The 22356-nt window shown below is 58.0% G+C and carries 20 protein-coding genes; 12 read left to right on the top strand and 8 right to left on the bottom strand.

Going from position 1 to position 22356, the window contains the following annotated elements; translation table 11 throughout:
- Positions 1 to 3: 3 nt before the first annotated feature.
- On the bottom strand, positions 4 to 1485 hold the full coding sequence (locus RBB44_RS07135) for an aminotransferase class V-fold PLP-dependent enzyme (RefSeq protein ID WP_306146705.1): 1482 nt from the start codon (positions 1483 to 1485) through the stop codon (positions 4 to 6).
- Positions 1486 to 1589: 104 nt separating this feature from the next.
- Between RBB44_RS07135 and RBB44_RS07130 the strand changes: the two genes are divergently transcribed.
- Entirely contained in the window at positions 1590 to 2051 is a 462-nt protein-coding gene (locus tag RBB44_RS07130) for an Lrp/AsnC family transcriptional regulator (RefSeq protein WP_306146703.1), read from the top strand.
- Positions 2052 to 2405: 354 nt separating this feature from the next.
- Here the strand turns inward: RBB44_RS07130 and RBB44_RS07125 are convergent, their stop codons facing one another.
- The 3 genes from RBB44_RS07125 to RBB44_RS07115 all read right to left on the bottom strand — a co-directional run bounded on the left by RBB44_RS07125 (position 2406) and on the right by RBB44_RS07115 (position 7201).
- Complete coding sequence (locus RBB44_RS07125; protein WP_306146702.1) at positions 2406 to 5066, bottom strand: SH3 domain-containing protein; 2661 nt, start codon at positions 5064 to 5066, stop codon at positions 2406 to 2408.
- Positions 5067 to 5327: 261 nt separating this feature from the next.
- The gene (locus tag RBB44_RS07120; RefSeq protein ID WP_306146701.1) at positions 5328 to 6452 is read right to left on the bottom strand and encodes a Gfo/Idh/MocA family protein; all 1125 of its coding nucleotides are present in this window, start codon (positions 6450 to 6452) and stop codon (positions 5328 to 5330) included.
- 38 nt (positions 6453 to 6490) lie between these two features.
- The gene (locus RBB44_RS07115; RefSeq protein ID WP_306146700.1) at positions 6491 to 7201 is read right to left on the bottom strand and encodes a GntR family transcriptional regulator; all 711 of its coding nucleotides are present in this window, start codon (positions 7199 to 7201) and stop codon (positions 6491 to 6493) included.
- A 147-nt stretch (positions 7202 to 7348) separates the two neighbouring features.
- Between RBB44_RS07115 and RBB44_RS07110 the strand changes: the two genes are divergently transcribed.
- The 6 genes from RBB44_RS07110 to dctP all read left to right on the top strand — a co-directional run bounded on the left by RBB44_RS07110 (position 7349) and on the right by dctP (position 12945).
- Complete coding sequence (locus RBB44_RS07110) at positions 7349 to 8503, top strand: LLM class flavin-dependent oxidoreductase (RefSeq protein WP_306146699.1); 1155 nt, start codon at positions 7349 to 7351, stop codon at positions 8501 to 8503.
- Positions 8503 to 9393, top strand: coding sequence for an aldo/keto reductase family oxidoreductase (locus tag RBB44_RS07105; protein ID WP_306146698.1), 891 nt, complete (start codon positions 8503 to 8505; stop codon positions 9391 to 9393). Before RBB44_RS07110 ends, RBB44_RS07105 begins: the two co-directional genes overlap by 1 nt.
- Positions 9393 to 9908, top strand: coding sequence for a flavin reductase family protein (locus RBB44_RS07100; RefSeq protein WP_133950665.1), 516 nt, complete (start codon positions 9393 to 9395; stop codon positions 9906 to 9908). Before RBB44_RS07105 ends, RBB44_RS07100 begins: the two co-directional genes overlap by 1 nt.
- Positions 9909 to 9979: 71 nt before the next feature.
- On the top strand, positions 9980 to 10570 hold the full coding sequence (locus tag RBB44_RS07095) for a TRAP transporter small permease (protein ID WP_306146697.1): 591 nt from the start codon (positions 9980 to 9982) through the stop codon (positions 10568 to 10570).
- A complete protein-coding gene (locus RBB44_RS07090) occupies positions 10570 to 11859 on the top strand; it encodes a TRAP transporter large permease (RefSeq protein ID WP_306146696.1) in 1290 nt (429 codons plus the stop codon). The genes RBB44_RS07095 and RBB44_RS07090 overlap by 1 nt, the downstream gene beginning before the upstream one ends.
- 27 nt (positions 11860 to 11886) lie before the next feature.
- Positions 11887 to 12945 carry a TRAP transporter substrate-binding protein DctP gene (gene dctP, locus RBB44_RS07085; protein ID WP_133950671.1) on the top strand — a complete coding sequence of 353 codons (1059 nt, stop codon included), beginning with the start codon at positions 11887 to 11889 and terminating at the stop codon, positions 12943 to 12945.
- Between the two features lie 94 nt (positions 12946 to 13039).
- On the opposite strand, the gene RBB44_RS07080 is transcribed toward dctP, so the two are convergent.
- Positions 13040 to 13534 carry a tetratricopeptide repeat protein gene (locus tag RBB44_RS07080; RefSeq protein ID WP_040451787.1) on the bottom strand — a complete coding sequence of 165 codons (495 nt, stop codon included), beginning with the start codon at positions 13532 to 13534 and terminating at the stop codon, positions 13040 to 13042.
- Positions 13535 to 13570: 36 nt separating this feature from the next.
- Between RBB44_RS07080 and RBB44_RS07075 the strand changes: the two genes are divergently transcribed.
- The 3 genes from RBB44_RS07075 to metG all read left to right on the top strand — a co-directional run bounded on the left by RBB44_RS07075 (position 13571) and on the right by metG (position 17747).
- On the top strand, positions 13571 to 14854 hold the full coding sequence (locus RBB44_RS07075; RefSeq protein ID WP_306146695.1) for a cytochrome-c peroxidase: 1284 nt from the start codon (positions 13571 to 13573) through the stop codon (positions 14852 to 14854).
- A 15-nt stretch (positions 14855 to 14869) separates the two neighbouring features.
- Entirely contained in the window at positions 14870 to 15865 is a 996-nt protein-coding gene (locus tag RBB44_RS07070; RefSeq protein ID WP_306146693.1) for a YeiH family protein, read from the top strand.
- Between the two features lie 361 nt (positions 15866 to 16226).
- Positions 16227 to 17747 carry a methionine--tRNA ligase gene (gene metG, locus RBB44_RS07065; RefSeq protein ID WP_306146692.1) on the top strand — a complete coding sequence of 507 codons (1521 nt, stop codon included), beginning with the start codon at positions 16227 to 16229 and terminating at the stop codon, positions 17745 to 17747.
- Positions 17748 to 17835: 88 nt separating this feature from the next.
- Here metG and RBB44_RS07060 read toward each other — a convergent pair whose 3' ends face one another.
- Positions 17836 to 18636 carry a hypothetical protein gene (locus RBB44_RS07060; protein WP_306146691.1) on the bottom strand — a complete coding sequence of 267 codons (801 nt, stop codon included), beginning with the start codon at positions 18634 to 18636 and terminating at the stop codon, positions 17836 to 17838.
- 158 nt (positions 18637 to 18794) lie between these two features.
- Positions 18795 to 19421, bottom strand: a complete 627-nt coding sequence (locus RBB44_RS07055) for a LysE family translocator (RefSeq protein ID WP_306146690.1) — start codon at positions 19419 to 19421, stop codon at positions 18795 to 18797.
- Positions 19422 to 19570: 149 nt separating this feature from the next.
- Here RBB44_RS07055 and RBB44_RS07050 point away from each other — a divergent pair, with 149 nt between their 5' ends.
- Together RBB44_RS07050 and RBB44_RS07045 are read left to right on the top strand one after the other, a co-directional pair.
- A complete protein-coding gene (locus tag RBB44_RS07050; RefSeq protein ID WP_306146689.1) occupies positions 19571 to 19996 on the top strand; it encodes a hypothetical protein in 426 nt (141 codons plus the stop codon).
- Positions 19997 to 20022: 26 nt separating this feature from the next.
- Positions 20023 to 20796, top strand: coding sequence for a MinD/ParA family protein (locus RBB44_RS07045; protein ID WP_306146688.1), 774 nt, complete (start codon positions 20023 to 20025; stop codon positions 20794 to 20796).
- Positions 20797 to 20809: 13 nt separating this feature from the next.
- Here RBB44_RS07045 and RBB44_RS07040 read toward each other — a convergent pair whose 3' ends face one another.
- A complete protein-coding gene (locus RBB44_RS07040) occupies positions 20810 to 22270 on the bottom strand; it encodes a serine/threonine-protein kinase (RefSeq protein ID WP_306146687.1) in 1461 nt (486 codons plus the stop codon).
- Positions 22271 to 22356: the final 86 nt, after the last annotated feature.

Raw genomic sequence — 22356 nt, 5'->3', positions numbered from 1 at the left:
TCCTTATGCAGCTTTTTGTGCGGCCTTGAACCTTGCGGTCGTTTCATCGCACGCATAGCTGTCGGCGAATGGGTACGGCTTACGCGCCAGCTGGTCGACGGCCTGGATGATCTGATCTGCTTTCACTTCATCCAGAAGAACGGAAAAATTAAGCCGGGTCCAGCCGGGTTTCTTCAGTTCTTCACCGGAAAGAATGCCATCGCGCAGGGCGTCGGATTCCGACCGGTCGATGCCGAGCAGCCGGTGGGCATACGGCCCAGCGCAGGCGCAGCCGCCGCGCGCCTGAACCCCGTAAACATCCGACAGCATCCGTGTGACGAGTTGCTGGTGGATATACCCACCGCGCTCCAGATCCTTCACCCGGAACGAGAAGATCGGCATGGTGTGGCTTGCCTCCAGATTGCCGAGGATCTCGATGGCCGGGTTTTTCTGCCAGGCTGCCAGGGCCCGGGCACGCCAGGCTTCGTTGCGGGCATCCATTTCGGCCTGACCGATGGCTTCCTTCACCAGAAACGCCAGCGCGGCGCGGATGTCACCGATGACATTCGGTGTTCCGGCTTCTTCGCGGGCGGCAATGTTTTCGGAGTAGTCGTGCCCCCAGGGGGAGACAAAACGCACCGTTCCGCCGCCCGGAAACACCGGGGTTTTGATGCAGACCGCCTGCTTGCGCACGATCATGACGCCGGAGGCGGCCGGACCGCCGATAAACTTGTGCGGCGAGACGACAACGGCATCCTTCTGGGCATCGGTGCCCGGCTTCATGTCGATCGGCAGATAAGGCCCCGATCCGGCACAGTCCCAAACACTCAAGGCACCATGACTTTTCAGGATCCGCGTAACTGCCACATCATCGGTCACAATACCGGTGACATTGGACATCAGCGAAAACGCGCCAACGGTCAAACGTCCAGATGCCTTTTCGTTCAGAACCGCGTCCAACTCGGCCAGGTCCGGACCACCGTCGGCGGCCTCGTTGATCTCGATGACCTCCGCACCGCTTTCCCGCCACGGCAGAATGTCGGAATGGTGCTCGTAAGGACCCAAGATCACCAGCGGGTTTTCGCCCCGTTCCGCGGCCCCGGAGACACCCAGCAGATGGACAAGCCGGTTGAGCCCTGCCGTCGCACCCGACCCGCAAAAGACCGTGGCGTAGCTGTCGAAAGCCCGGCAGATGCGGGCAATCTCGGACCGCGCAGCCTCGCGCATCCGGGTCATGGTCATCCCGCAATAAGAAGCTTCGGTGTGGCTGTTGGCGTAAACCGGGAGCACCTCTTCCATGACGAAGTCCTCGACCTGCCGAAGGGCCCGGCCGGAGGCGACATAATCGGCATAGATCATCTTTTTCGGGCCGAACGGCCCCTCAATCACTATGCCGTCTCCGATCAGCCCAGCGCGGAGCCGTTCGATCAGATCCGGGCCTTTCAAAGCGCTCTTAAAAGTTTCGAGTGCAGTTCCGGAAGAAGCAAGGTGTTGAGATTGGGTCATGATCTGCTCCAAATGTCTTTGAACGGATCATACGACCAAGTATATTCATAAATCCGCACCTATTTTGATTGCCGAACGGCCTGTTTTGTGTCATTTGATCGTTAATGATGAAAAAATTCGATCAAATTGACCGCGCGCTTCTTAGAGCCCTGCAACGGGATGCCCGTTTGTCGCAGCGGGAGCTCGCCGAGGAGGTGGGATTGTCGCAAAACGCCTGCTGGCGGCGGCTGAAAACCCTTTATGAGAGCGGATTGATCGAAGGGCACACGATTCGCCTTGATCCGGCCCAGCTCGGCCTGAACCTCACGGTCTTTGTCATGATCCGCACGCGCCATCATTCCAAGGAGTGGCTGGAGACCTTCCGCAGCGAGGTCACACGGATCCCGAACGTGATCGATTTCTACCGGCTTGCCGGGGATTACGACTACATGTTGAAAGTGGTCGCCGAAGACATGAACGCGTTCGATCAGGTCTATCAGCGGCTGATCGACAAGGTCGATCTCGACACGGTCACCTCCTACATGACCATGGAAGCCATTGCGGATGCCCGCGACCTGCCGATTTGACGTTGTGCGGCAACAGTTGCTCAAGAACTTCCGTCATTACCCGGCTTGACCGGGTAATCCAGTCCGTAACCGTGCCCCAAGCACAACTGCTTAGATGGAGAAGAAACGGCATGGATGCCCGATGAAGCCAGGCATGAAGCTGGATGGAAAAGGCACCAACCAATCCAAACCGTCACCCCGGGCGAACGCAGTGAAGACCCGGGGCCTGCTCGCTTCCAGAGCACGAGCCGTACCCAACGACGTCATCCGCAAGCAGCACCGAGAGTGGGCCCAAGCTCGGCGTTTCACTTGGCCGGGGTGACAGTCTAAGGGAAGCGGACAGCTGCCCTACCCCCGAGGACAGCTCGTGACCTTTTACCTCCGGCGGCCGCCGCCACCGCGGGCGGCGCGGCCACCGCCTCCCCGTTGCGGGCGGGCCTGTTGCGGCCGGGACCGCTGCACGTTGCGTTGACGGTTGACCTGACGATTGCCAGCCTCACGCGCCGCACGGTCCCGATTGAGATGCGCCGGTGCTTGCGGCCGCTGTGCTGGCCGGGTCGCGGGGCGTTGGGCAGGACGTTGAGCCGGGCGTGTCTCCGGCCGGTCGGCTGGCCGCTGGACATTTGGTCTTTGATTGCTCGGCCTTTGGCCGGCATTGGGCCTCTGGCCATTGTTCGGACGTTGGCCCGCGTTCGGTCTCTGCCCGGCATTGGGTCTTTGGCCCGCATTTGGCCGGTTCTGGATCCGATCCCCGGCCGGCCGGTTGGCAAGCGCGGCTCCGGCACCAGCTCCAATCGCGGCTCCTGCCCCGAGATCCCGTGCCCGATTTTGAAGAGCGTCGCGCGAGGGCGCATCGACCCCGTTCCAGCGCCCGCCTTCAAACTTCTGCCAGTTCTGTCCATCGCGGCGATAGACACTGCCATCGCGGCCCGCAAAGACGTCCCCGCCCCTGCGGTTCAGCGTAGCCGCGCGGCCCGGGCCGCCCTGTTGCTGCCACCGGTTTGCCGCCGACGCCCTGACCTCCCGCGTGCGCGACCACTGCGGGCCGGAGACGACAGCCCCGCCCCAGGAGCCGTAGATCCCGCGAGCACCGCCTGCGACGACGCGATTGCCCGTGCGGGGATTGTACGCAGAGATGAAACCGGCACTGCCGCGTGGGCCGCTGATTGCTCCGCCGCGGATATATCCGCCCGTGCGCGGATTGTAGATGCCCCCGCCTGCAATGCCCCGGCGCGGGCCGTAGGCATAGCCATACCGGCCATAGGTGCCGCGAAGCGGATTGTAGTAGGCACCGATCCCATAGGTCACCGGCCGCGGGAAGTAGATCGGCCGGATGCCCGGACGGTACCATGGGCGGTAGTACCAGCCTGTGCCGTAGACAAAGACGCCCCATGCCAGAAACCCGGTCACATACCCCATGGTGTAGCCGTACCAGACGGCATTGGGTTCGGTCTCATAGACCCGCACATAAGTGACGTTGTAGACCGGCGAGGATGGCGGAATGGTGTAAATCTCTTCCGGCACGGCTTGGGCCACCACAAACGGTCCTTGCGGGCTGTCACCGACAAACCAGACGCCATCCTGAAGCACGTAGTATTTTGCGCCGACCTGAATGACCTGATCGTTGGTGTTCACCGCATAGGACATCGATGTGCCCTCGATCTGCGTGAACTCCGGATCACCTGCATAGGCGACATCCGCGCTGACCGACCCCAGCTCAACGCGCGCCGTCGTTGGAATACTGGCTTTCAGCCGGGCCTGTGAGGCTTCAGAGGTGCCGGGAATGGACGACCGGACCGAATAGTAAGGTGCATCTTCGGGGATGTTCAGGAAGTCCGACGGCATGTCAGGCGTGGTGAACGCCCACGGACCGTCGAGAGACGCCGACTTGAACCAGCGCCCCGACAGAAGGATGTACCAGGTCGATGTGGTTTTCAGGAAAAAGACATCGTGGTCAGTGTTGGAGGCCCATTCCAGATCGCCCCCGGGCACCGGTTCCAGTTTCGGTTCCCCCTCGAAAACGATCATTTCAGCCGGTTTGTCGGAATAGATGACCTTGGGAGCTTTGTCTTCGGGAAAGGCTTGTGGCGGGATCGCCTCCCGGGTTTCTTTCCAGTTGTCGTCGTCCGGCAAATTGGTGATCGGGTCCGGCAGGTCCATCACCGCTTCCCAGGTGCCAGTCAACTCTGAGGATTTGAGCCAGGATTTTTCATCCCGGAGATAATAGTCCGAACCTTCATCCGGCTTCAGGATGTCCCAGTTTGTGTTGACCACGAAGCTCAGACCTTGATCGCCCTTGACCGGCGCAAGGATGGGCTCGCCTTCCGTTTGCACCAAGATTGCCGGCTCATAGGAGATGAAGAGCGGCGGCGCCTCGGCGTTCAGGCCATCCACATCCTCCATCCGCTTGAATTCCGCTAGGTTTGCGGTAATGCGGTCTTCCTTCACCGTCACGACGCCCGTCGGCAGGATCTTGCCCACTTGCAGAGACAGATCGGACAGCGCCGTCCGGTCGAGCGCGGAAAAATCAAGGCGGGTCACCTGAATGTCCGAGACATCAATCAAGCCGGCTTGCGGATCGGGCGCGGTTTTGCCGCTGACGCCGATCACGCCAAACACGGGGGCCGCATCCTTGTCCTTGATGTATTCCGCGGCAATCAGGGCATCCAGGGTTTTGAAGTCCGTCCATTCGGTGACCTGAGGCTGATAGAGGACAAGTGTCGCGCCGGCATCTGTATCGTAGGTGCGCGGCCAGCCGGTCGTATCCTCGGCTTCAGTGAGTTGCAGGTAATTGCCGCTGACGAACCCGTTCTGACCGTTGTAGGTCACCGAGCACCAGGCTCCGGTGTCGTCGCAATCCTGAAGTTCGACGGGGGTGCCGTTCGGCACGGTACCGAGCGAGCCAAACCCGGTTCCGGGCCCCTGACGGAAGTTCACGTTCGCCGTGGTGACAGCCGGTGCTGCCAGAGCACCATTCAAAAGAACGGTTTGCAGCACCAAGGCAGATGACAGGGCGACGGAAATAACTTTACGCACAGTAAAACCTCCCAAAATATCGGACGGCCCAGCTTCTTCCGGCGGGTTCTCAATACCTTAGCCTGAACGTTATGGCATTTTCACAGCAGGGTCAGCCGTGATCTTTGAAATTCTTCATCAAAAAGTGCCGGCGCGCCATTTTCAGATGTTTTGGTAGTAGCCGCCCCGGCCTTGAGCCGGGGCCAAAACCAAATGGTCCCGGCTCAAGGCCGGGAACGCACAAACACAATTTCAGGTGGGATGAAGTCTTTCCAATCGACTTCAGCAGGCCATGGAAGATACAGCCCGGCCGATGACAGCAACGGCCTGACCGGTGCGCGCGGACTGCTGGGCGGCAAGCCCCATCTCGACGGCTTTGCGTCCATCTTCCAAAGAGACTTCCACGTCGGTCTTTTCGCCGCGAACGACAGCGACAAAATGCTGGTGCTGATAGAAGGTCGAGCCGTTGTGGTCTCCGGCGTCCAGGATGTTCGGATCAACAGGAATATCGATCTGGCGCGGGCCTTTTGGATTGCGGGGTGACACGATCAGTTGGGGAACAGGCGGCTCGCCCAAATCTCGTGGCCAGAACCGGCCCGGCCCCGGGACCAAGGCCTCGATCTTGCCAGCCGGCCCGACCGCGGACACCTCCTCCTGGTAACGGGAGCCTTCTGCGAACATGCACAGTTCCAGCATTGCGCGAGCGCCGTTTTCGAAATCAACGATCACATACCCGTTGTCGAGGATGTCCGGCGTTTCGCCGTCGTACAGCTCTTCTTTGTGGTTGGCGTCCTGCCCCGCTGAGGCCATGACACGGACAGGTTCACTCTTGATGATCAGCCGCATCAGATCGAAAAAGTGACAGCATTTCTCGACAAATGTCCCGCCGGAATAACGGTTGAACCGGTTCCAGGATCCGACCTTGTCCAAAAACGGAAAGCGATGTTCGCGGATGGTCAGCATCTTGATGCCGCCCGTTGCCTGTTCCGACTGTTCGATCAGGGCTGCGATCGGCGGCATGTACCGGTATTCCATCGCGACCCAGACCGGGGCCGGATACGATGCCTTGAAGGCCTCGAGCGCTGCAATATCCTTGGGGTCGGTGAACAGCGGCTTTTCAACCAGCAACGGCAGCGGCCGTTTCTGACGGATTTCCTCCATCTGCGGCACATGGCAGTGGTTGGGGCTTGCGATCAGGATGCAATCCAGCTCTTCGACGTTTAAGACAGCGTCGACGGAATCAACGAACCTGGCATGCGGCGCAAACCGGGAAGCTTGCTCGGCCATCCCGGCATCCGGCTCGAAAACAACCTCCACTTCGGTGTCCGGCAGCAGCGCGATGTTGCGCAAGTGCTCCTGACCCATCATGCCACAGCCGATGACACCGTATTTTACCTTCGCAGGCATTTGGCTCTCCTTAAGTCGGCGGATCGTTTGGCGCCCGCCTATTTCAGTCTTTGAACGTAATGCGCCCTGTCAGTATCGAACCAGGTGCGCGAAAACTCGACCGGCTCGGGCTTGTCCGCCCAGCTGAACCGTTCGATGTATCCCGTGAGAGTGCCGGGCGCTTTGGTAAAAACCTCTGGCGCCCAATTCGGCACGGCGTTGATCGTCACCCTGTCTTCAGCGCGGACGACCCAAAAGCCAAGCTGCTTTTGATAGAAACGGTAAAGCGAATCTGAAAGCTGGTCGCGGCGGACAAAACCGCAATCCCCATCCAGCCAGATTTCCTCAACCGCGATGATTGTTTCGTTGAGGTAGCGTAGACGGCGGATGCGCGTGCCCTCACCGCTCGTGCCGAACTCCGGAAGATCTTCCGGTTTGGATACACGGTCGACCTCAAGAATGTCTGCCTTGGGCAGCCCACCGCCCGACAGCAGCTCCAGACGGAACATCGCGTAGACGCTTTCGTTTGTTCCGCCCTGACGTATGTAGTTTCCCGAGCCCTGTATCCGCTCCAATAGGCCTTTTTCCGTAAGATCAGCCAGCGCTTTTCGTAGCGTACCGATGGAGATCCCAAGCTCTTCGGCCATGTCCCGTTCCGGCGGCAAACGCTCTCCGTCAAGAAGGCGGCCGGCCGCAATATCCCGAATGAGAAGCTCACTTATCTGGACATAAAGAGGCAGGGCGTTTGAGGTCTGCGAGGCGGTTGGCATTGCGGTGCGGCGATCTGTCTTTCGAAAATTGATACACTATTGATTTACATCAAGGCGGGTGATAAGCAAGGAAAAAGTGAAGGTCCAAATGAAGGCCTTCGAAAACAAACGAAATGCCCAAAAAAATATTGGGGAGGAGAGCCTTAGATGACCGTTGTTCCCGTAACTTCGCCGGACCTAGATGCAGCTGAAGTGTCCTGGTTTGCGGCGCTGTGCTCGGACGACTATCAGTTCCTTGGCGTGCCGGAAGGCCACTTGCGGTCCTCATGGGAGCACTGCTCTTCCATCGTCAAAACAGCCGAGGCCCAGGGCTTCCGGAACATTCTTTGCCCGTCTTCCTACCAGGTCGGACAGGACACGCTTTCCTTCGTCGCCGGCTGCGCGCCGATTACCGACAAGATCAACCTGCTGGCGGCTGTCCGCTGTGGCGAAATGCAGCCGATCATGCTGGCGCGGACCATCGCGACGCTCGACCACATGCTGGAAGGCCGGCTGACGGTCAACATCATCTCCTCCAACTTCCCGGGCGAAGAAGCCGACAGCGGCTACCGCTATCAGCGCTCCCGCGAAGTGGTTGAAATCCTCAAGCAGGCCTGGACGCAGGAGGAGATCAACTACGAAGGACAGATCTACAATTTCAAAGGCCTGACCACGGGTCCGGCCCGGCCTTACCAGACCGGCGGCCCCCTTCTTTATTTTGGCGGTTATTCGCCAGACGCTTTGGACCTGTGCGGCCAGCACTGTGACGTCTACTTGATGTGGCCGGAAAAGATTGAAGAGCTGGAAGGCCGCATGAAGGCTGTACATGCCGTCGCCGAGAAGTACGATCGCACCCTCGACTACGGGTTACGCGTCCACATGATCGTGCGCGACACCGAAAAGGAAGCACAGGAATACGCCGACTATATCGTTTCCAAGCTGGACGATGACAAAGGTACCGCCATCCGCGAACGCGCACTCGACGCAAAGTCTCTGGGCGTCAGCCACCAATCCAAGAACCGCGAGATCGCGGATGAATTTGGTTACATCGAGCCGAACCTTTGGACCGGTGTTGGCCGGGCCCGCTCCGGTTGCGGGGCGGCACTTGTCGGTTCCACCGATCAGGTGATGTCCAAGATCGAGGCCTATCAGAAAATGGGCATCCGCGCGTTCATCTTCTCCGGCTACCCGCATGAAGAAGAAGCCAAGCACTTCGGTGCCCGCGTCATGCCAAACCTGAAGACTTGCTCGCTTCCCGAAGCTTACGGCCGCGTTCCGGCCGAAACCCCTGCAACACCGCTCGGCAATGGAGTCCGCCGCTAATGGATCGCGTCAAACTTAACGACACGCTTGAATTTTCCCGCCTCATCTATGGCATGTGGCGGCTCGGCGATGATGCGGACACATCCCCGGCGCATGTGGAGCGGAAAATCCAATCCTGTCTTGATCAGGGCATCACAACCTTCGATCAGGCGGATATCTACGGCGATTACGGCGCCGAGGCTGTGCTGGGCGGCGCGATGAAAGCCAATCCGTCCCTGCGCGGCAAAATGGAAATCGTCACCAAGTGTGACATCGTCGCTCCGTGTGGCCGGTATGCCGATGCCAAGGTGAAGTACTACGACACGTCGCGGGCACATATTGAGAAATCGGTCGAGATTTCTCTCACCGAAATGGCCATCGAGACGGTAGACCTTCTTCTGATTCACCGCCCGGATCCGTTCATGGACCATCATGAAACGGGCGCTGCGCTGGATGATCTGGTGAAGTCCGGTAAGGTCCGGAACATCGGCGTTTCGAACTTTCGTCCGTGGGACTGGGAACTTCTTCAATCCGCCATGTCCAACACGCTGGTGACAAACCAGATCGAGATCTCCCTTAAGGAGATTTCTCCGTTCACCAATGGCGATCTCGCATTCCATCAGCGGCTCGGCACAAAACTGATGGCCTGGTCCCCGCTTGGTGGCGGATCTCTGATTTCGGAAGGCGGCAAGCTCGGGTCCGTGATGGACGAGATCGCAAGTTCCTTCGGTGTTGACCGTTCAGCAGTTGCCGTTGCGTTCCTTTTGGCGCATCCGGCACACCTCATGCCGGTCATGGGCACCAACAATCTGGAGCGTATCGGGAAAATCTCGGACGCGCTCAAAGTCAAACTTGACCGCGAAACCTGGTACCGCCTCTACGAGGCAGCCCTTGGAAACGAGGTTCCCTGATGACAATGCAAAATGCAGATCACACCGTGACGTTCGCGCCGCATTCTGAAAACTCCCGGCTCTTGCGGGATGCCTTTGGCCGATTTGCGACCGGCGTTACTGTTGTGACCACCCATTCCGAAGACGGCCCGGTCGGGATCACCGCCAACAGCTTTTCTTCCGTCTCCATGGACCCGCCGCTCGTCCTCTGGATGCCGGACAAGGGCTCGCGCCGGTTCCGCTACTTTGAGCAAGCCGAACGCTATGCAATCCATGTTCTGAGCCACGAGCAGGCGGAGATCTGCAACGGGTTCGTCAAGAACGCACATGCTTTTGATCAGCTGACATACCAGCTTTGCGAGAACAACGTACCGCTGATCGAGAACTGCCTGGCGCGCTTCGAATGCAAGCGGTTCGCGGCCTACGAGGGTGGCGATCATTTGATTGTTCTGGGCCAAGTGATGCAGGCTGAGATGCGCACCGGGGATGCGCTGACATTTTTTTCCGGCAAACTCGGACAAATCGCGCCAAAGTAAGAGCGCTCAAAAAAGCAAAGGCCGGGACGGACATCGCCCCGCCAAAATGGACGTACCAGGGAGGAGCCCGTATGGGGGCATTGCTGGCGGTTTTGAAACCGCTTGCCTTCGTCAATTCGCATCTTTTGCGGATCGGACGAGGGATCGGCGTCGTCGCCGTTGCGTTGATGGTGGTTGCGATCCTGATACAGGTCGTGGCCCGTTATGGGTTCAACAATGCCCTCCCCTGGCCTGATGAGGCCGCGCGCTTTTGCATGCTCTGGATGACCGGTTTGATGGCACCGACCGCCTTCCGGCGCGGTGGATTTGTGGCCATCGACACGCTGGTGATCATGCTGCCCAAAATCCTGGCTAGCGTTCTGTCTCTTTTCCTGCTGTGTGTCTCGTTCGTGGTGCTCATCATCGCGGTTCAAATTGGCTACGCTGAAGTGACCGGTTTTGGCGGAAAATTCGCGACCGCCTCTCTCTACGTTCCGGGCAATTTGACGTTGACTGAGTGGATCCGGGTGCCGCGCAGCTGGATGATGATGTCGATGTTCGTTGGCGTCATCTTGCTCGCTCTGGTCAATGTTGAGCTCATCGTGCGCAGTCTGATTTCCTTGATCGGTGGCAAGGATGACCTTCCGGGCATTCCGGATATCGATATGGCGGGAGCAGACTGATGCTGATCTGGTTTCTTCCCGTCTTCCTGGTTTTCCTGATGATCGGTTTGCCGGTCTTTTTCGGCCTGCTCGCAGCACCCGGCATGTTGTTGTGGCTGAACGGTCAAGAGCGGGACATCACCCTTCTCTACCGTAACGTCTACAACGGGATGGACTCTTTTCCTCTCATGGCGATTCCGTTCTTCATGCTCGCTGGCGAGCTGATGAACAAAGGCGGGATCACCATGCGGCTGGTGGAATTTTCCCAGGCACTGATGGGGCACCTGCGCGGTGGCCTGGCACACGTCAACATCCTGTCGTCGATGCTGTTTGCCGGCCTCTCTGGCTCGGCGGTTGCCGACACCTCAGCGCTTGGGTCAATGCTAATCCCGGCCATGGAGAAACAAGGCTATACAAGGAAATTCGCAGCTGCGATTACGGCCGCTTCCTCGGTGATCGGTCCGATCATTCCGCCGTCAGGTATCATGATCATCTACGCCTATGTGATGGGCGAGAGTGTTGCCGCGCTGTTCCTCGCCGGTATCGTGCCCGGGGTCATGGTCGGCGTCGGCCTGATGCTGATGGTCAAGTTCATGGCCGACAAGTATGATTTCCCCGTAGCTTCGCGGAAGTCGACGTGGGGCGAACGCGGCCAGGCATCTCTCAAGGCCTTCTTTCCGCTTTTGACCCCGGTGATAATCCTCGGGGGCATTCTGGCTGGTGTCTTCACACCGACTGAAGCCGCTGCCGTTGCTGTGGCCTATGCCCTCTTCATCGGGCTGTTTGTTCTCAGAACCTTGAAGCCGCATGAAATTCCGGGTGTTTTGAACCGTGCAGGCATCACATCAGCCGTTGTGCTGCTGCTGGTCGGGGCCGCCATGGCCTTCAAAACCGTGGTCAGCCTCAGCTACGCACCGCAAATCATGGCTGACTTTGTCCTCAGCCTCACCGAAAACCCGCTGCTCTTGTTGTTCCTGATCAACATGCTCTTGTTCATCGTGGGCATGTTCCTGGATGCAGGCCCGGCGATCATCATTCTTGGACCTATCCTTGGACCGATCTTTCTCGAACTGGGTGTTGATCCGATCCATTTTGCCATCATCATGAGCGTGAACCTGACCATCGGTCTGGCAACGCCTCCGATGGGGCTGGTCCTGTTTGTTGCAGCATCTGTCTCCAAGGAACGGGTGGAGACGATATCCAAGGCTATTCTGCCGTTTCTGGCGGTGGAGATCGCAGTGATCTTCTTGATCACTTACATTCCGGCACTTTCGATGACGATCCCGCGTCTGACCGGATTTGCCAACTGATCTGAGCTTTACCTAGGGAGGACTTCAATGCTCAAATCTGCCCTTAAATCCTTGACGGTCGCGGCGATGCTCGCCGGGTCCGCATTAAGTGCTACGGCGGCCGACTACACCCTGCGCGCCACTGCAAACTCCAATGAAAACGATGAAGACTATGATGGTCTTGTCGTATTCAAGAACTTCGTGGAAGCCGCCTCGAACGGCGCCATCGAAGTAGAACTCTTTATCGGTACGCAGCTGTGCTCCAACGGCGCTGAGTGCCTGCAAGGCGTTGCAGGCGGTGCCATCGATATTTACATCTCCACATCCGGCGGCGCATCCGGCATCTTCCCGTATGTTCAGGTTCTCGACCTGCCATACATGATGTCCGACGACCGGATCGCAGAACACGTCCTGTCCGGCGACTTCACCCGCACCATGCGCAACATGGCGCTGGAAGACAGCGACAACATGATCCGCCTGATGACCATCGGCAACACCGGCGGCTGGCGGAACTTCGCCAACACAAAACGCCGTATTGCGGCACCTGCTGACATGGAAGGCCTGAAGATCCGGACTGTCGTTGCTGATCTGCCGCAGGTTCTTGTCAAAGCGCTCGGCGCGTCTCCGACCCCGATCCCGTGGCCGGAGCTGTTCACCTCCTTCCAGACCGGTGTGGTTGAAGGCTCAAAGAACGGCATCACCGATATCATGGGCATGAAATTCCCGGATGCGGGCCTGCAATACGTCACCCTCGACGGACACGCCTACATGGGCGCTCTGTGGTGGATGAACAACGAGAAGTTCCTCTCCATGCCGGAAGACATGCGCCGCGTGGTTGTTGATGGTTTCTATGCCCTGCAACAAGCAACCTTTGCATCTCCGAAGCGCAAGTCGATCCAAGCCTATGAAGACTTTGTCGCAGGTGGTGGTGATCTTTACGTTCCAACCCCGGCCGAAAAGGCAGCCTTCAAAGAAGCTGCAAGCCCGGTCTTCGATTGGTTCAAGGAAAACGTTGACCGCGGCGGCGAAATCTTCGGCGCTCTGGAAGAAGCCGTGGCCGCTGCTGAGGCAGATGTGAACGGCGCGCGCGACGCAGACCTGAACTAAGATAAAATAGAGCCCGGCAATTTGCCGGGCTCTTAACTTGCCATCTTTTTGATCTGGCGATGGCCTTGTCTCCTAAGCCATTCCCTGATCAAAATCAGCGGAACGGGTACATCCAGACCTTGTAGTCGGCGACAAGAATATGCGCTTTTTCGATCTCTTCCGCGGTCATCTTTTTGACCACCTCTTCAAGCGAAATCGCCGCGTCCGGATCCCCGCCGATGGCAGACAGTGTGTACCACATGTAGGCCCGCACAAGATCGGGTGCCGGCATTCCACGTCCGATTTCGTAGTACCAACCAACTCCGGACTGCGCGCCGGGATGCCCCTTCATGGCGCTTCTGAGGTACCACTCAAACGCCCTTTGATCGTCTCGCTCAACGCCAAGGCCCATGGCATACATGACACCGATCAGCTCTTCGGCGTCGGCGTTGCCGGACCGGGCCGCTGGCCAAAGCGCATCCTTGGCTTCTTCGAATTTCCCGGATTCCATCAGATCACGCGCTTCTTCGATTTCCGCACGCGCGGGGCTGGTCATTGCCGCGCTGACAAGGATGCAAAGTGCGGCGACCGCAGATCGAAGTGGCGTCATGTTTTCCTCGTTCCTTCACTTCTGCTTGCCAGCGTATTGCCAGCTGGCGCAGCTGAACTGCCAGCAACTCTGACCCAATCCAGCTTTCTCGAATTTGATCGCAAGCAGGCCGCGCTCGGCCAACTTCTCTTTTACGACAAGATCCTGTCCGGCAACAGGAATATTGCCTGCGCGACCTGCCATCATCCAGAGTTTGGAACCGGTGATGGCCTGTCACTCGGCATTGGCGAGGGCGGCGAAGGACTCGGACCGGATCGCATGGCCGGAGCCGGTGACAGCCGGATTAAGAAACGGATTCCGCGCAATGCGCCAGGCCTTTGGAATTTGGGCGCAAAAGACCTTCACACCCTGTTTCACGACGGCCGCATTTCCGTTGCCGACACCTATGAGAACGGCTTCAACTCACCCGCCGAAGAATGGCTACCGGCAGGCTTCAACTCGTTACTCGCGGCCCAGGCTGTGTTTCCCCTGGTGGCACAATTCGAGATGTCCGGTAATCCGAAAGAGAACGAGATTGCCGGTGCGGTTCATGACCGGATCGATGCGGCCTGGCCGATCCTCGCCAAAAGGGTGCGCGTAATTCCTGAATATGGTCAGAGGTTTATCGAAGCTTTCGACCATATTGAGTCAGCCGAAGACGTCACGATTGTTGAGATCGCCAATGCTCTTGCCGCCTTCCAGGCCATAGAATGGCAGAGCTACGACAGTCCCTTTGACCGCTATCTGGCTGGAGACACAGAGGCGCTCTCGGCGAAACAATTACAGGGTCTCGATCTTTTTTTCGGAAAAGCCGGCTGTTCAAGCTGCCATTCCGGAAGTCTGTTGAGTGACCAGAAGTTCCACGCACTCGGGCTACCGCCTTTCGGACCGGGCCGGACCCGGCGGTTTGACCCGATGGTTCGGGACACGGGACGCATGGCCGAAAGCGACAGCCTGGAGGACGCATACCGGTTCCGCACGCCGATGCTGCGCAATGTCGAACTCACCGCGCCATACGGGCACAACGGCGCCTACCCTACACTGGAGGGGATCATACGCCATCATCTTGATCCGGACGGGATGCTGGCGAAATGGGACCCAAAACTTGCCGCCCTTCCCTCAGCTCCCTGGTTGGAAGCCATTGATTTTGTCGTTTGGTCGGACAGCCGTGAAATGGCCCGCCAAAGTCTTTTTCGCGACGTAGAGACCATTGACCTTTCTGACAGTGAAATTGATGATATAGTAGATTTTATGAAAGCGCTTACAGGCGCAGATTCCGTAGCTTTTCCGCCCTTTGGCATTCCCACTTCCGTTCCAAGCGGTCTTCCGATCGACAAATAAGAACAAGGACGAAAAATGATCGACAAGATCAAACACCGGGCTCACGAATTGTTCCCGGGAATAGCGATTGCCGGCCTGGTCGCGATCTCGGCGCAGTTTTTGAACGAGCACTATGGTGCGCCCGCGATGCTGATGGCGATCCTTCTTGGTATGCCGCTGAATTTTCTCTCGGAGGAAAAACGCACAGCGGACGGCATCGCCTTTTCTGCGCGCACGCTGTTGCGGATTGGGGTCGCCTTGCTGGGTGTTCGGATCAGCGTCGATATGGTTCAGGCGCTTGGACTGCCGTTTCTGGCTCTCGTTGTTGCCGGGGTCCTGGCGACCATCGGCTTTTCACTCCTGATCGGAAACCTCTTTGGCAAGGACCGCTTGTTTTCGTTCCTGTCTGGCGGTGCGGTCGCCATTTGCGGAGCTTCGGCTGCGATGGCCATCGGTTCGATTTTACCAAAACGTGAGCATGCCGAGCGAGACCTTGCGTTTACCGTCATCACCGTGACTGTGCTGTCCACACTCGCCATGATCTTCTATCCGATCCTGACCGCCTCACTCGGGCTCGATCGGGATGCGACGGGCGTTTTCCTGGGCGGCACCATTCACGATGTTGCACAAGTGGTCGGCGCTGGCTTTTCCGTTTCAGAAGAAACCGGTGATCTTTCGACGCTGGTGAAGCTGATCCGGGTCACCCTGCTGGCCCCCATCGTGTTGATCGCAGCGCTTATCCTGCGCAAGGGCACAGAACCCGGTGCTGCCCGGCCGCCTCTGATGCCGCTTTTTGTCGTCGCTTTCCTGATCCTTGCAACCTTCAATTCCTTCGGACTGATCCCGGAGATCGTTAAGGATGGGGCAAGCCAAGTTTCCCGTTGGGCGCTGCTGGCAGCGATCGCCGCCGTTGGCATGAAAACCTCGATCCCGAAACTCCTGGAGGTCGGCGGCCCGGCGATCTGGATGGTGGTCACGCAGACGGTGTTCCTGGCCCTATTCGTCCTTGCCGGGATCTGGTTGATCGGGTGATCTTTCAGCACGGGCTTGAATGTGGCCTGTCGCAACCCGGCCACCCTTAAAAGTGCTGACCAAATCCGCTTCCCCGGCCTTGAGCCGGGGCCATGCACATCAAAACGGGCATTGGTCTCTGCGCAAGGCTGGGACAGCCTAGCGCTCGGTGCTCCCCCCCTAGCTTCATCCGCCTCAAATCCCTATATTCCGGGCAACCATCCATTACTGGGCAACCACCCATCCGCTTTTGCCCCGCCGGGGCTTTTCTTGGGGGCGCGAGTGTGAAATATAGCTCGCACCTCTTCACGGCGGATTTTCTGGCCGGTCCTTGAAAGAAAAGGCAGCCCGGCTCCTGCCTAGAAATTTCGAAAGCATGTTGATGAAAAGCTACATCACCACTCCGATCTACTACGTCAACGGATCCCCGCATATCGGCCACGCCTTCACCTCGATCATGGCCGATATCCTTAAGCGGAACCGTCAGGCGCTGGGGTATGAGATGATGCTGTCCACCGGCGTCGACGAACACGGCCAGAAGAACCAGGAAGCGGCCGAGGATCTCGGCATGCCTGTGACCGACTATCTCGACATGCGCTGTAAGGAATTCCGCGATGTGTTCGAGCAACTGGGCGTTGAGTTCGACTATTTTGTGCGCACCAGCCGCGAGGGCCACAAGACGGCCGTCGCGGAGATGGAGCAGCGCATCTTCGACAAGGGCCTGATCGTCAAGAAGCAGTACACCGGCACCTACTGCAAGGGTTGCGAGGAGTTCAAGAAGGAAAGCGATCTCACCGAGGACGGCCAGTGTCCGCTGCACCCGACAATGAAGGTCGAGCAGACGGACGAAACCAACTACTTCCTGAAAATGGAACCGTTCCGCGAAAAGCTCCTGAAGCACATCGACGAGAACCCGGATTTCGTTCAGCCGGAGCCGTTCAAAAACGAACTGAAGAAGATGCTGGCCGAGCCGCTGGAGGATCTGTGCATCTCCCGGCCGAAGACCCGCGTCACGCTCGGCGTCGATCTGCCGTTCGATCCGGATTTCGTGACCTACGTCTGGTTCGACGCGCTTGCCAACTACCTGACCAACATCGGTTGGCCGGAAGACGGTTACCAGGACTGGTGGGCGGAATGTGAGCACATGATTGGCAAAGACATTTTGAAACCGCACGGCGTCTACTGGCCGCTAATGCTGATGGCCGCTGATCTACCGCTGCCGAAGAAACTCTCCGTACACAGCCACTGGGTGGGCGCTGGCGGCGTCAAGATGTCGAAATCCATCGGCAACGTGGTTGATCCGATCGAGGTAATGGACAAGCTCGGCGTCGATGCGCTGCGCTGGTACCTTGCCCGGCACATGCGCGCGGACAGCGACAGCCAGATCTCGGTCGATCTGATCACCCAGTCCTACAATTCCGAACTTGGCAACAAGATCGGCAACCTCTTGTCCCGTGTTGCGAAATTCTCAAACAAGAATTTCGACGGCAAGGTGCCGATGCCTGGCACCCTGACGGCCGAAGATGAGGCATTGCGCCAGACCGTTGTCGAAGCTGGCAAGGCGTTCGCCGGCTGGATCAATCTGCAGGATATTCCGGCAGCGACCCAACAAATCGTCGATGCGGCAGTGGCCATGAACGAGTATATCGACCAACAGGCTCCTTGGTCTCTCTTCAAGAACGAAGAGACCCGAGAGCGCTGCGCAACCGTTCTCTATGTCACGCTCGATTGCCAGCGCATCCTTTTCGAGGCGTTGACCCAGGTAATCCCGGGATCAGCCGCCCGAGCGCTTGGCATGCTCAATGCGCCACAGGCTGCAACGCCCTGGGCGCCGGAGCTGGACAAGCTGGCAGGCGGAACAGAACTCGGCGAGATCGACGCCCTGTTCCCCCGGGTCCAATAAGGCTCAAGCTTCCAAACAAAAAACGCCGGCTTTTTGGCCGGCGTTTTTCTTGAAAACAAGTGATTTCTGAACGGTCTAGAGAGACTTTCTAAAACTTGTATTTGCTCTCGATCAGCAGGCCATAACGCTGATAGGTCTGGCTTTGGTCGAGTTCATACTCGGAATGCAGCCACCAATACCGGCCGCCGATACCAATGTCCCAATTGCTGGTCAGTGCGAGGTTCAATGCGGCGTCGGCTTCAAAGCCGTAGGTGTATTCGCTCTCAAGCGTGTTGAAGCCATCATCAAACTGGTTGTAGGCCCAAGGCACGGCCGCAGCATCAACTGACCAGCCAATCCTGTCGTTCAGCTCGCCATCGGCAGCAACGCCGAGCCGAAGGGCATGCCACTTGTTGGTCATACTACGTGTTTGCGTTCCAAAATAAGTCGCCGACGTCTTATCGCTGAGATAGTGGTAACCGACCAGCGCCTTGATACGTCCCTTACCTCCAGCAAATTTGGCGACTTCCCAACCGCCGTCGAGCAGGACATATCCAAGATTGGTTGTGTTCCAGTCTTTGGACTCCAACCCGACCCAGGTTTGATCCCCCTTGGCGTTCTTACCAAGACCGAGCATTGCCTTGGCGGAGGTTCGGGTCGAAATATCCTCCAGAACACCAAACACTTCGGCAGTATGGCCAGTCACGTTCTGAGCGTTGGCCGTACCCAGGGCCCCATTAAACTCATTTGACCCTTGGCTGTACCAATAACGAAGCCCGATGGAGCCTCGCAGCGTCGATGCGGTGTAGACCTCGCCTGACATGCCTGGATCATATGGAAAAGGATCCGCAGCCAGGGCAGAACCGGCGGCCATAAAGGCGGAAAGAATTGTAACTAAACTGGTCTTCATGAGCTGACACGCCATTTGGATTTGCCGAAGGCCACCTACGGATTTCATCCTACAGTTGTGCGCGCAGTATGGTTAATGCTGTGTAAAAATCCGTAGCAGTCTACAACTTGATGTTGATAAACTCATGGAAGCTCCAAGCGCACAACAATCGCACAGCCTCAGCGCTCGGCAATTGCCAAACGGACGGCAAGACCGACGAAGACAACACCTGCCAACCGGTTGAGCCAAAGCTGCGCCGATGGGGAACGTTTCAAATATCCTCCAAGAGAGCCGGCTCCGAGTGCAACACCGCCAAAAACGAGGATCGTGGCAATGATAAAGAGCCCGCCGAACATGAGGATCTGAAGCGGGACCGAGCCGCGCGCGGGGTCTGCAAATTGCGGCAGAAACGCCAGAAAGAAAATCGCAACCTTGGGATTGGTCACGTTCATGATAATACCGCGCACATAGAGCGCCGGCAGAGACATCTCCGGAGCACTGTTCCCGTTGATCTTGCTGCTACCGGCCCGGAATGCTTGCACTGCCAGGTAAACGAGATAGGCAGCCCCTGCGAACTTGAGCAGTGTAAAGGCAAGAGCAGATGTCTGAAAGATCGCGGCGACACCCAATGCGACGGCCGCGCTGTGAAAGATGAGACCTGTGCACAGCCCCAACGTCACGACCAGGCCGGCAAGCCGTCCGTAAAGGGCTGACTGGGTCAGAACAAAGATGTTGTCGGGCCCCGGCGCGAGACCCAAGGCAATGGCCGCGACAAAAAAAACACCAAGCACGTCTACCGGAATCATTTGGGTCTCCAATCGTTCGTTCACCTTTCGCCGGTTAAACTTCACCGGTCAAGGTCAGGGAAAACAACGACAGTTTTGCCTTTGGGTCCCCCGTCTGTTGGTGTATTCAGGGGCGACGGTCCAGCACCCGCCGATCTTCAGGAGGTTTTTTGAGCTCACCGGACGCCATGCAGCCTGCCATCGCAAGCCTCGCAAAGACGTGCGAAGCAATCGCGAACGGCCGCTATGATGATGTAGATGGCCTCTTTGACATCATCACGGATAAACAAGTGCCGGAAAGCATCCGCGCGCTTGCCGAAACGTTTTCCAGCATGGTGGTGCAGGTCGAGGCCCGGGAATTCCATTCCGGGCAGCTTATTGAGGACTTGACCGAAACGCGGCGCAAACTGGAACTCGCCGAAGCTCAGCTCCGGAAGGAGAACCAGGAACTGAAAGTCCGCCTCGACAAATTCGAAGTCGCCTATGACGAAGAAGAAGCCAAGATGGAGGTGGAAAAAGTCGCTGATACCGACTACTTCCGCACGCTTCAGGCCCGCGCAAAGTCGATGAGATCAAAGTATAAAAAGCAGCCTTGAGGCTTCTTTAGACTGAAAGAACTCCTGTGACCAAAATCATTTCCACCCATTCCTATCGCGGCGGCACCGGCAAATCGAACGTGACGGCGAACATCGCTGCGAGCCTTGCCCTGCGCGGCCACAAGGTCGGGATCGTGGACACGGATATTCAGTCGCCGGGCATTCACACGCTCTTTCATGTCGACCTGAACACGGTGGCTCACACGCTCAACAACTACCTTTGGGGCTATTGCGGCATCAAGGACACCGTTCTGGACATTACAGACGGTGTCAAAGGACCGGACGGCGAGCCGTCAATCACCGGGCCAGGCAAGGTCTTCTTCATTCCCTCCTCGATCAAGACCGGGGACATCGCGCGGATCGTGAAGGAGATGTATGATGTCGAAGCCCTCAATCGCGGGTTCATGGAATTCTGCGATACCATGGATCTCGATTATCTTCTGATCGACACCCATCCTGGCGTGAACGAAGAGACTCTGCTGTCCATAGCGATCTCTGATACGCTTCTGTTAATCCTGCGTCCGGATATTCAGGACTATCAGGGTACAGCGGTAACGCTGGAGCTTGCCCGCAAGCTGGAAGTGCCGCAGTTGTTTTTGGTGGTCAACAAGGCCCTGGAAACCTTCGACTTTCAGGATCTGTCCCAGCGGATCTTCTCAAATTACCGGACGCCTGTTGCAGCGGTCCTTCCGCTCTCCACAGACCTTATCCAGATCGGCAGCACCGGCCTCATCCGCACTCTGCACCCGGACCATGCATTCACCCGGTCGATCGAGACGATTGCGGACTCAATTGAATGATCCAATTTTTGGATTAATCAAAGAGTGCAGCCCGAAACGTGCTGACATTGGCCAGCCGATCTTCGCGCTTGAATGCCAAGGCTTTCTGAAGAGCCTGCCACACGTCGGCATCCAGCCCTTCCAAAGGCTCAGGCACCATGTTTTCCCGGGCAGCTTGATCCGAGCCTTTCAATGAGAACGGATGGCGACCCGCAAGAACCTGATAGGCGATGCAGCCAAGCGCGAACACATCGTCGCGCGGATCCCGTGGTGCCTTTTGAAACATTTCCGGACTTGCGTAGGACGCGGTCAATGCGCTGCCGAGGCCATTATCGGCCATGTCAGCGGTCGTAACGGCTGCGAGACCGAAGTCGAGCAATTTGACCACATTGTTATCGAGAACAAAGATGTTCCCCGGCTTCAAGTCGGAATGGACGACATTCTGGCTGTGGGCATAGATAAGTCCGTCGCAAATCCCTTGCAGGATTGGCAAGGCTTCTTTGGCGGGCAGCGAATGGCCCAGCGCTGCGGATAGCTTCCGATCCAGCGTGGTCCCGCGTAACAATTCCATCACGATAAAGACCTCACCGCCGTCGCGGTCGAAATCATAGATCGTTGCAATGTTTGGATGCGCAAGCGCCTGCGCCTTGCGGGCCTCCGCCTCCAGCTGGCGCAAGGCGCCCGTGTCGGACCGGATCTCATCGGTCAGAAGTTTCAGCGCCACATACGGCTCGTCGTGCCCAGCCTCAAGGCGGCGCCGGTCAACGGCGGCATAAACAACGCCCATGGCACCGCGGCCAACCTCCCGGTCGAGCACAAACCGATCGCGCAATAGTGTTCCCACGCCCGCCCGCTCTGCTCCGGCGCCCGCGAGCGAATTCAGATCGGCCGCCCCTCCTGACTGACCTGCTGCCGCCTTACGGGCATTCGTGCGCAGGCGCGCACTTTTGTAGCCTGTCAGAAACTGGTCGAGTTTCCCCGATTGCGCTTCGCCAGCGGTTTGATCGCTGCCGCTGGTCCGGGCTTTCCGGAAATCCTTGAACCCGTCGACGATCGACCCGAGTACAACATCATCGACCTTGTTGCGCATGTCATCGCCCGCCTGTGCGGGTGGTTCAGTCAGATACGGCAAGGGAGGCAGGTAAGGCGATTGCCCGGGAGGCTTTGACTGAGCCGCTGAAGACGCCCGACCGACCACGCCATTGGGGATGGTCGGCTCATCCAGATCGTCTTCGACCGCCGGGTCCACGGCTCCGCTCGCGATTGCAGCCGTGTCTAAGGGGCCTTCCGGTCCATCGGGCTCGTTTGGCCCGCCGCCTGGGGGCAGTTGTGTCCGTATTATTTGGGCAAGGTCGTTGGGCAGCCGTCCGCTTTCAACAGCCTCTCCAAGGGTCGCATGAACGTCGGCCGCGTGTGAATCGGAGCGATGAAACACCTCCTTCAACCCGTGAAGAAGCGCATCGTAGGACAAACGGCCGGACACAAAGGCTTTCACCAGTGAATCGGGACCTTCACCAGTGGCATCCTGTTTTTTCGCGCTAAACCCAAAGAGTTTCAGACTGCGGTGTCTCCTGATGGCCC

Source organism: Roseibium sp. MMSF_3247, assembly GCF_030733765.1.
Classification (GTDB): Bacteria; Pseudomonadota; Alphaproteobacteria; order Rhizobiales; family Stappiaceae; genus Roseibium.
The sequence above is the reverse complement of the archived record's forward strand: the minus strand, read 5'-3'. Positions and strand labels throughout refer to the sequence as shown.

Coding starts and splice junctions, on each gene's coding strand:
- RBB44_RS07060 (WP_306146691.1), bottom strand. CDS start 18,636: ATGAAGACCAGTTTAGTTACAATTCTTTCCGCCTTTATGGCCGCCGGT.
- RBB44_RS07135 (WP_306146705.1), bottom strand. CDS start 1,485: ATGACCCAATCTCAACACCTTGCTTCTTCCGGAACTGCACTCGAAACT.
- RBB44_RS07090 (WP_306146696.1), top strand. CDS start 10,570: ATGCTGATCTGGTTTCTTCCCGTCTTCCTGGTTTTCCTGATGATCGGT.
- RBB44_RS07120 (WP_306146701.1), bottom strand. CDS start 6,452: ATGCCTGCGAAGGTAAAATACGGTGTCATCGGCTGTGGCATGATGGGT.
- metG (WP_306146692.1), top strand. CDS start 16,227: ATGAAAAGCTACATCACCACTCCGATCTACTACGTCAACGGATCCCCG.
- RBB44_RS07130 (WP_306146703.1), top strand. CDS start 1,590: ATGATGAAAAAATTCGATCAAATTGACCGCGCGCTTCTTAGAGCCCTG.
- RBB44_RS07095 (WP_306146697.1), top strand. CDS start 9,980: ATGGGGGCATTGCTGGCGGTTTTGAAACCGCTTGCCTTCGTCAATTCG.
- RBB44_RS07110 (WP_306146699.1), top strand. CDS start 7,349: ATGACCGTTGTTCCCGTAACTTCGCCGGACCTAGATGCAGCTGAAGTG.
- RBB44_RS07105 (WP_306146698.1), top strand. CDS start 8,503: ATGGATCGCGTCAAACTTAACGACACGCTTGAATTTTCCCGCCTCATC.
- RBB44_RS07055 (WP_306146690.1), bottom strand. CDS start 19,421: ATGATTCCGGTAGACGTGCTTGGTGTTTTTTTTGTCGCGGCCATTGCC.
- dctP (WP_133950671.1), top strand. CDS start 11,887: ATGCTCAAATCTGCCCTTAAATCCTTGACGGTCGCGGCGATGCTCGCC.
- RBB44_RS07115 (WP_306146700.1), bottom strand. CDS start 7,201: ATGCCAACCGCCTCGCAGACCTCAAACGCCCTGCCTCTTTATGTCCAG.
- RBB44_RS07100 (WP_133950665.1), top strand. CDS start 9,393: ATGACAATGCAAAATGCAGATCACACCGTGACGTTCGCGCCGCATTCT.
- RBB44_RS07070 (WP_306146693.1), top strand. CDS start 14,870: ATGATCGACAAGATCAAACACCGGGCTCACGAATTGTTCCCGGGAATA.
- RBB44_RS07080 (WP_040451787.1), bottom strand. CDS start 13,534: ATGACGCCACTTCGATCTGCGGTCGCCGCACTTTGCATCCTTGTCAGC.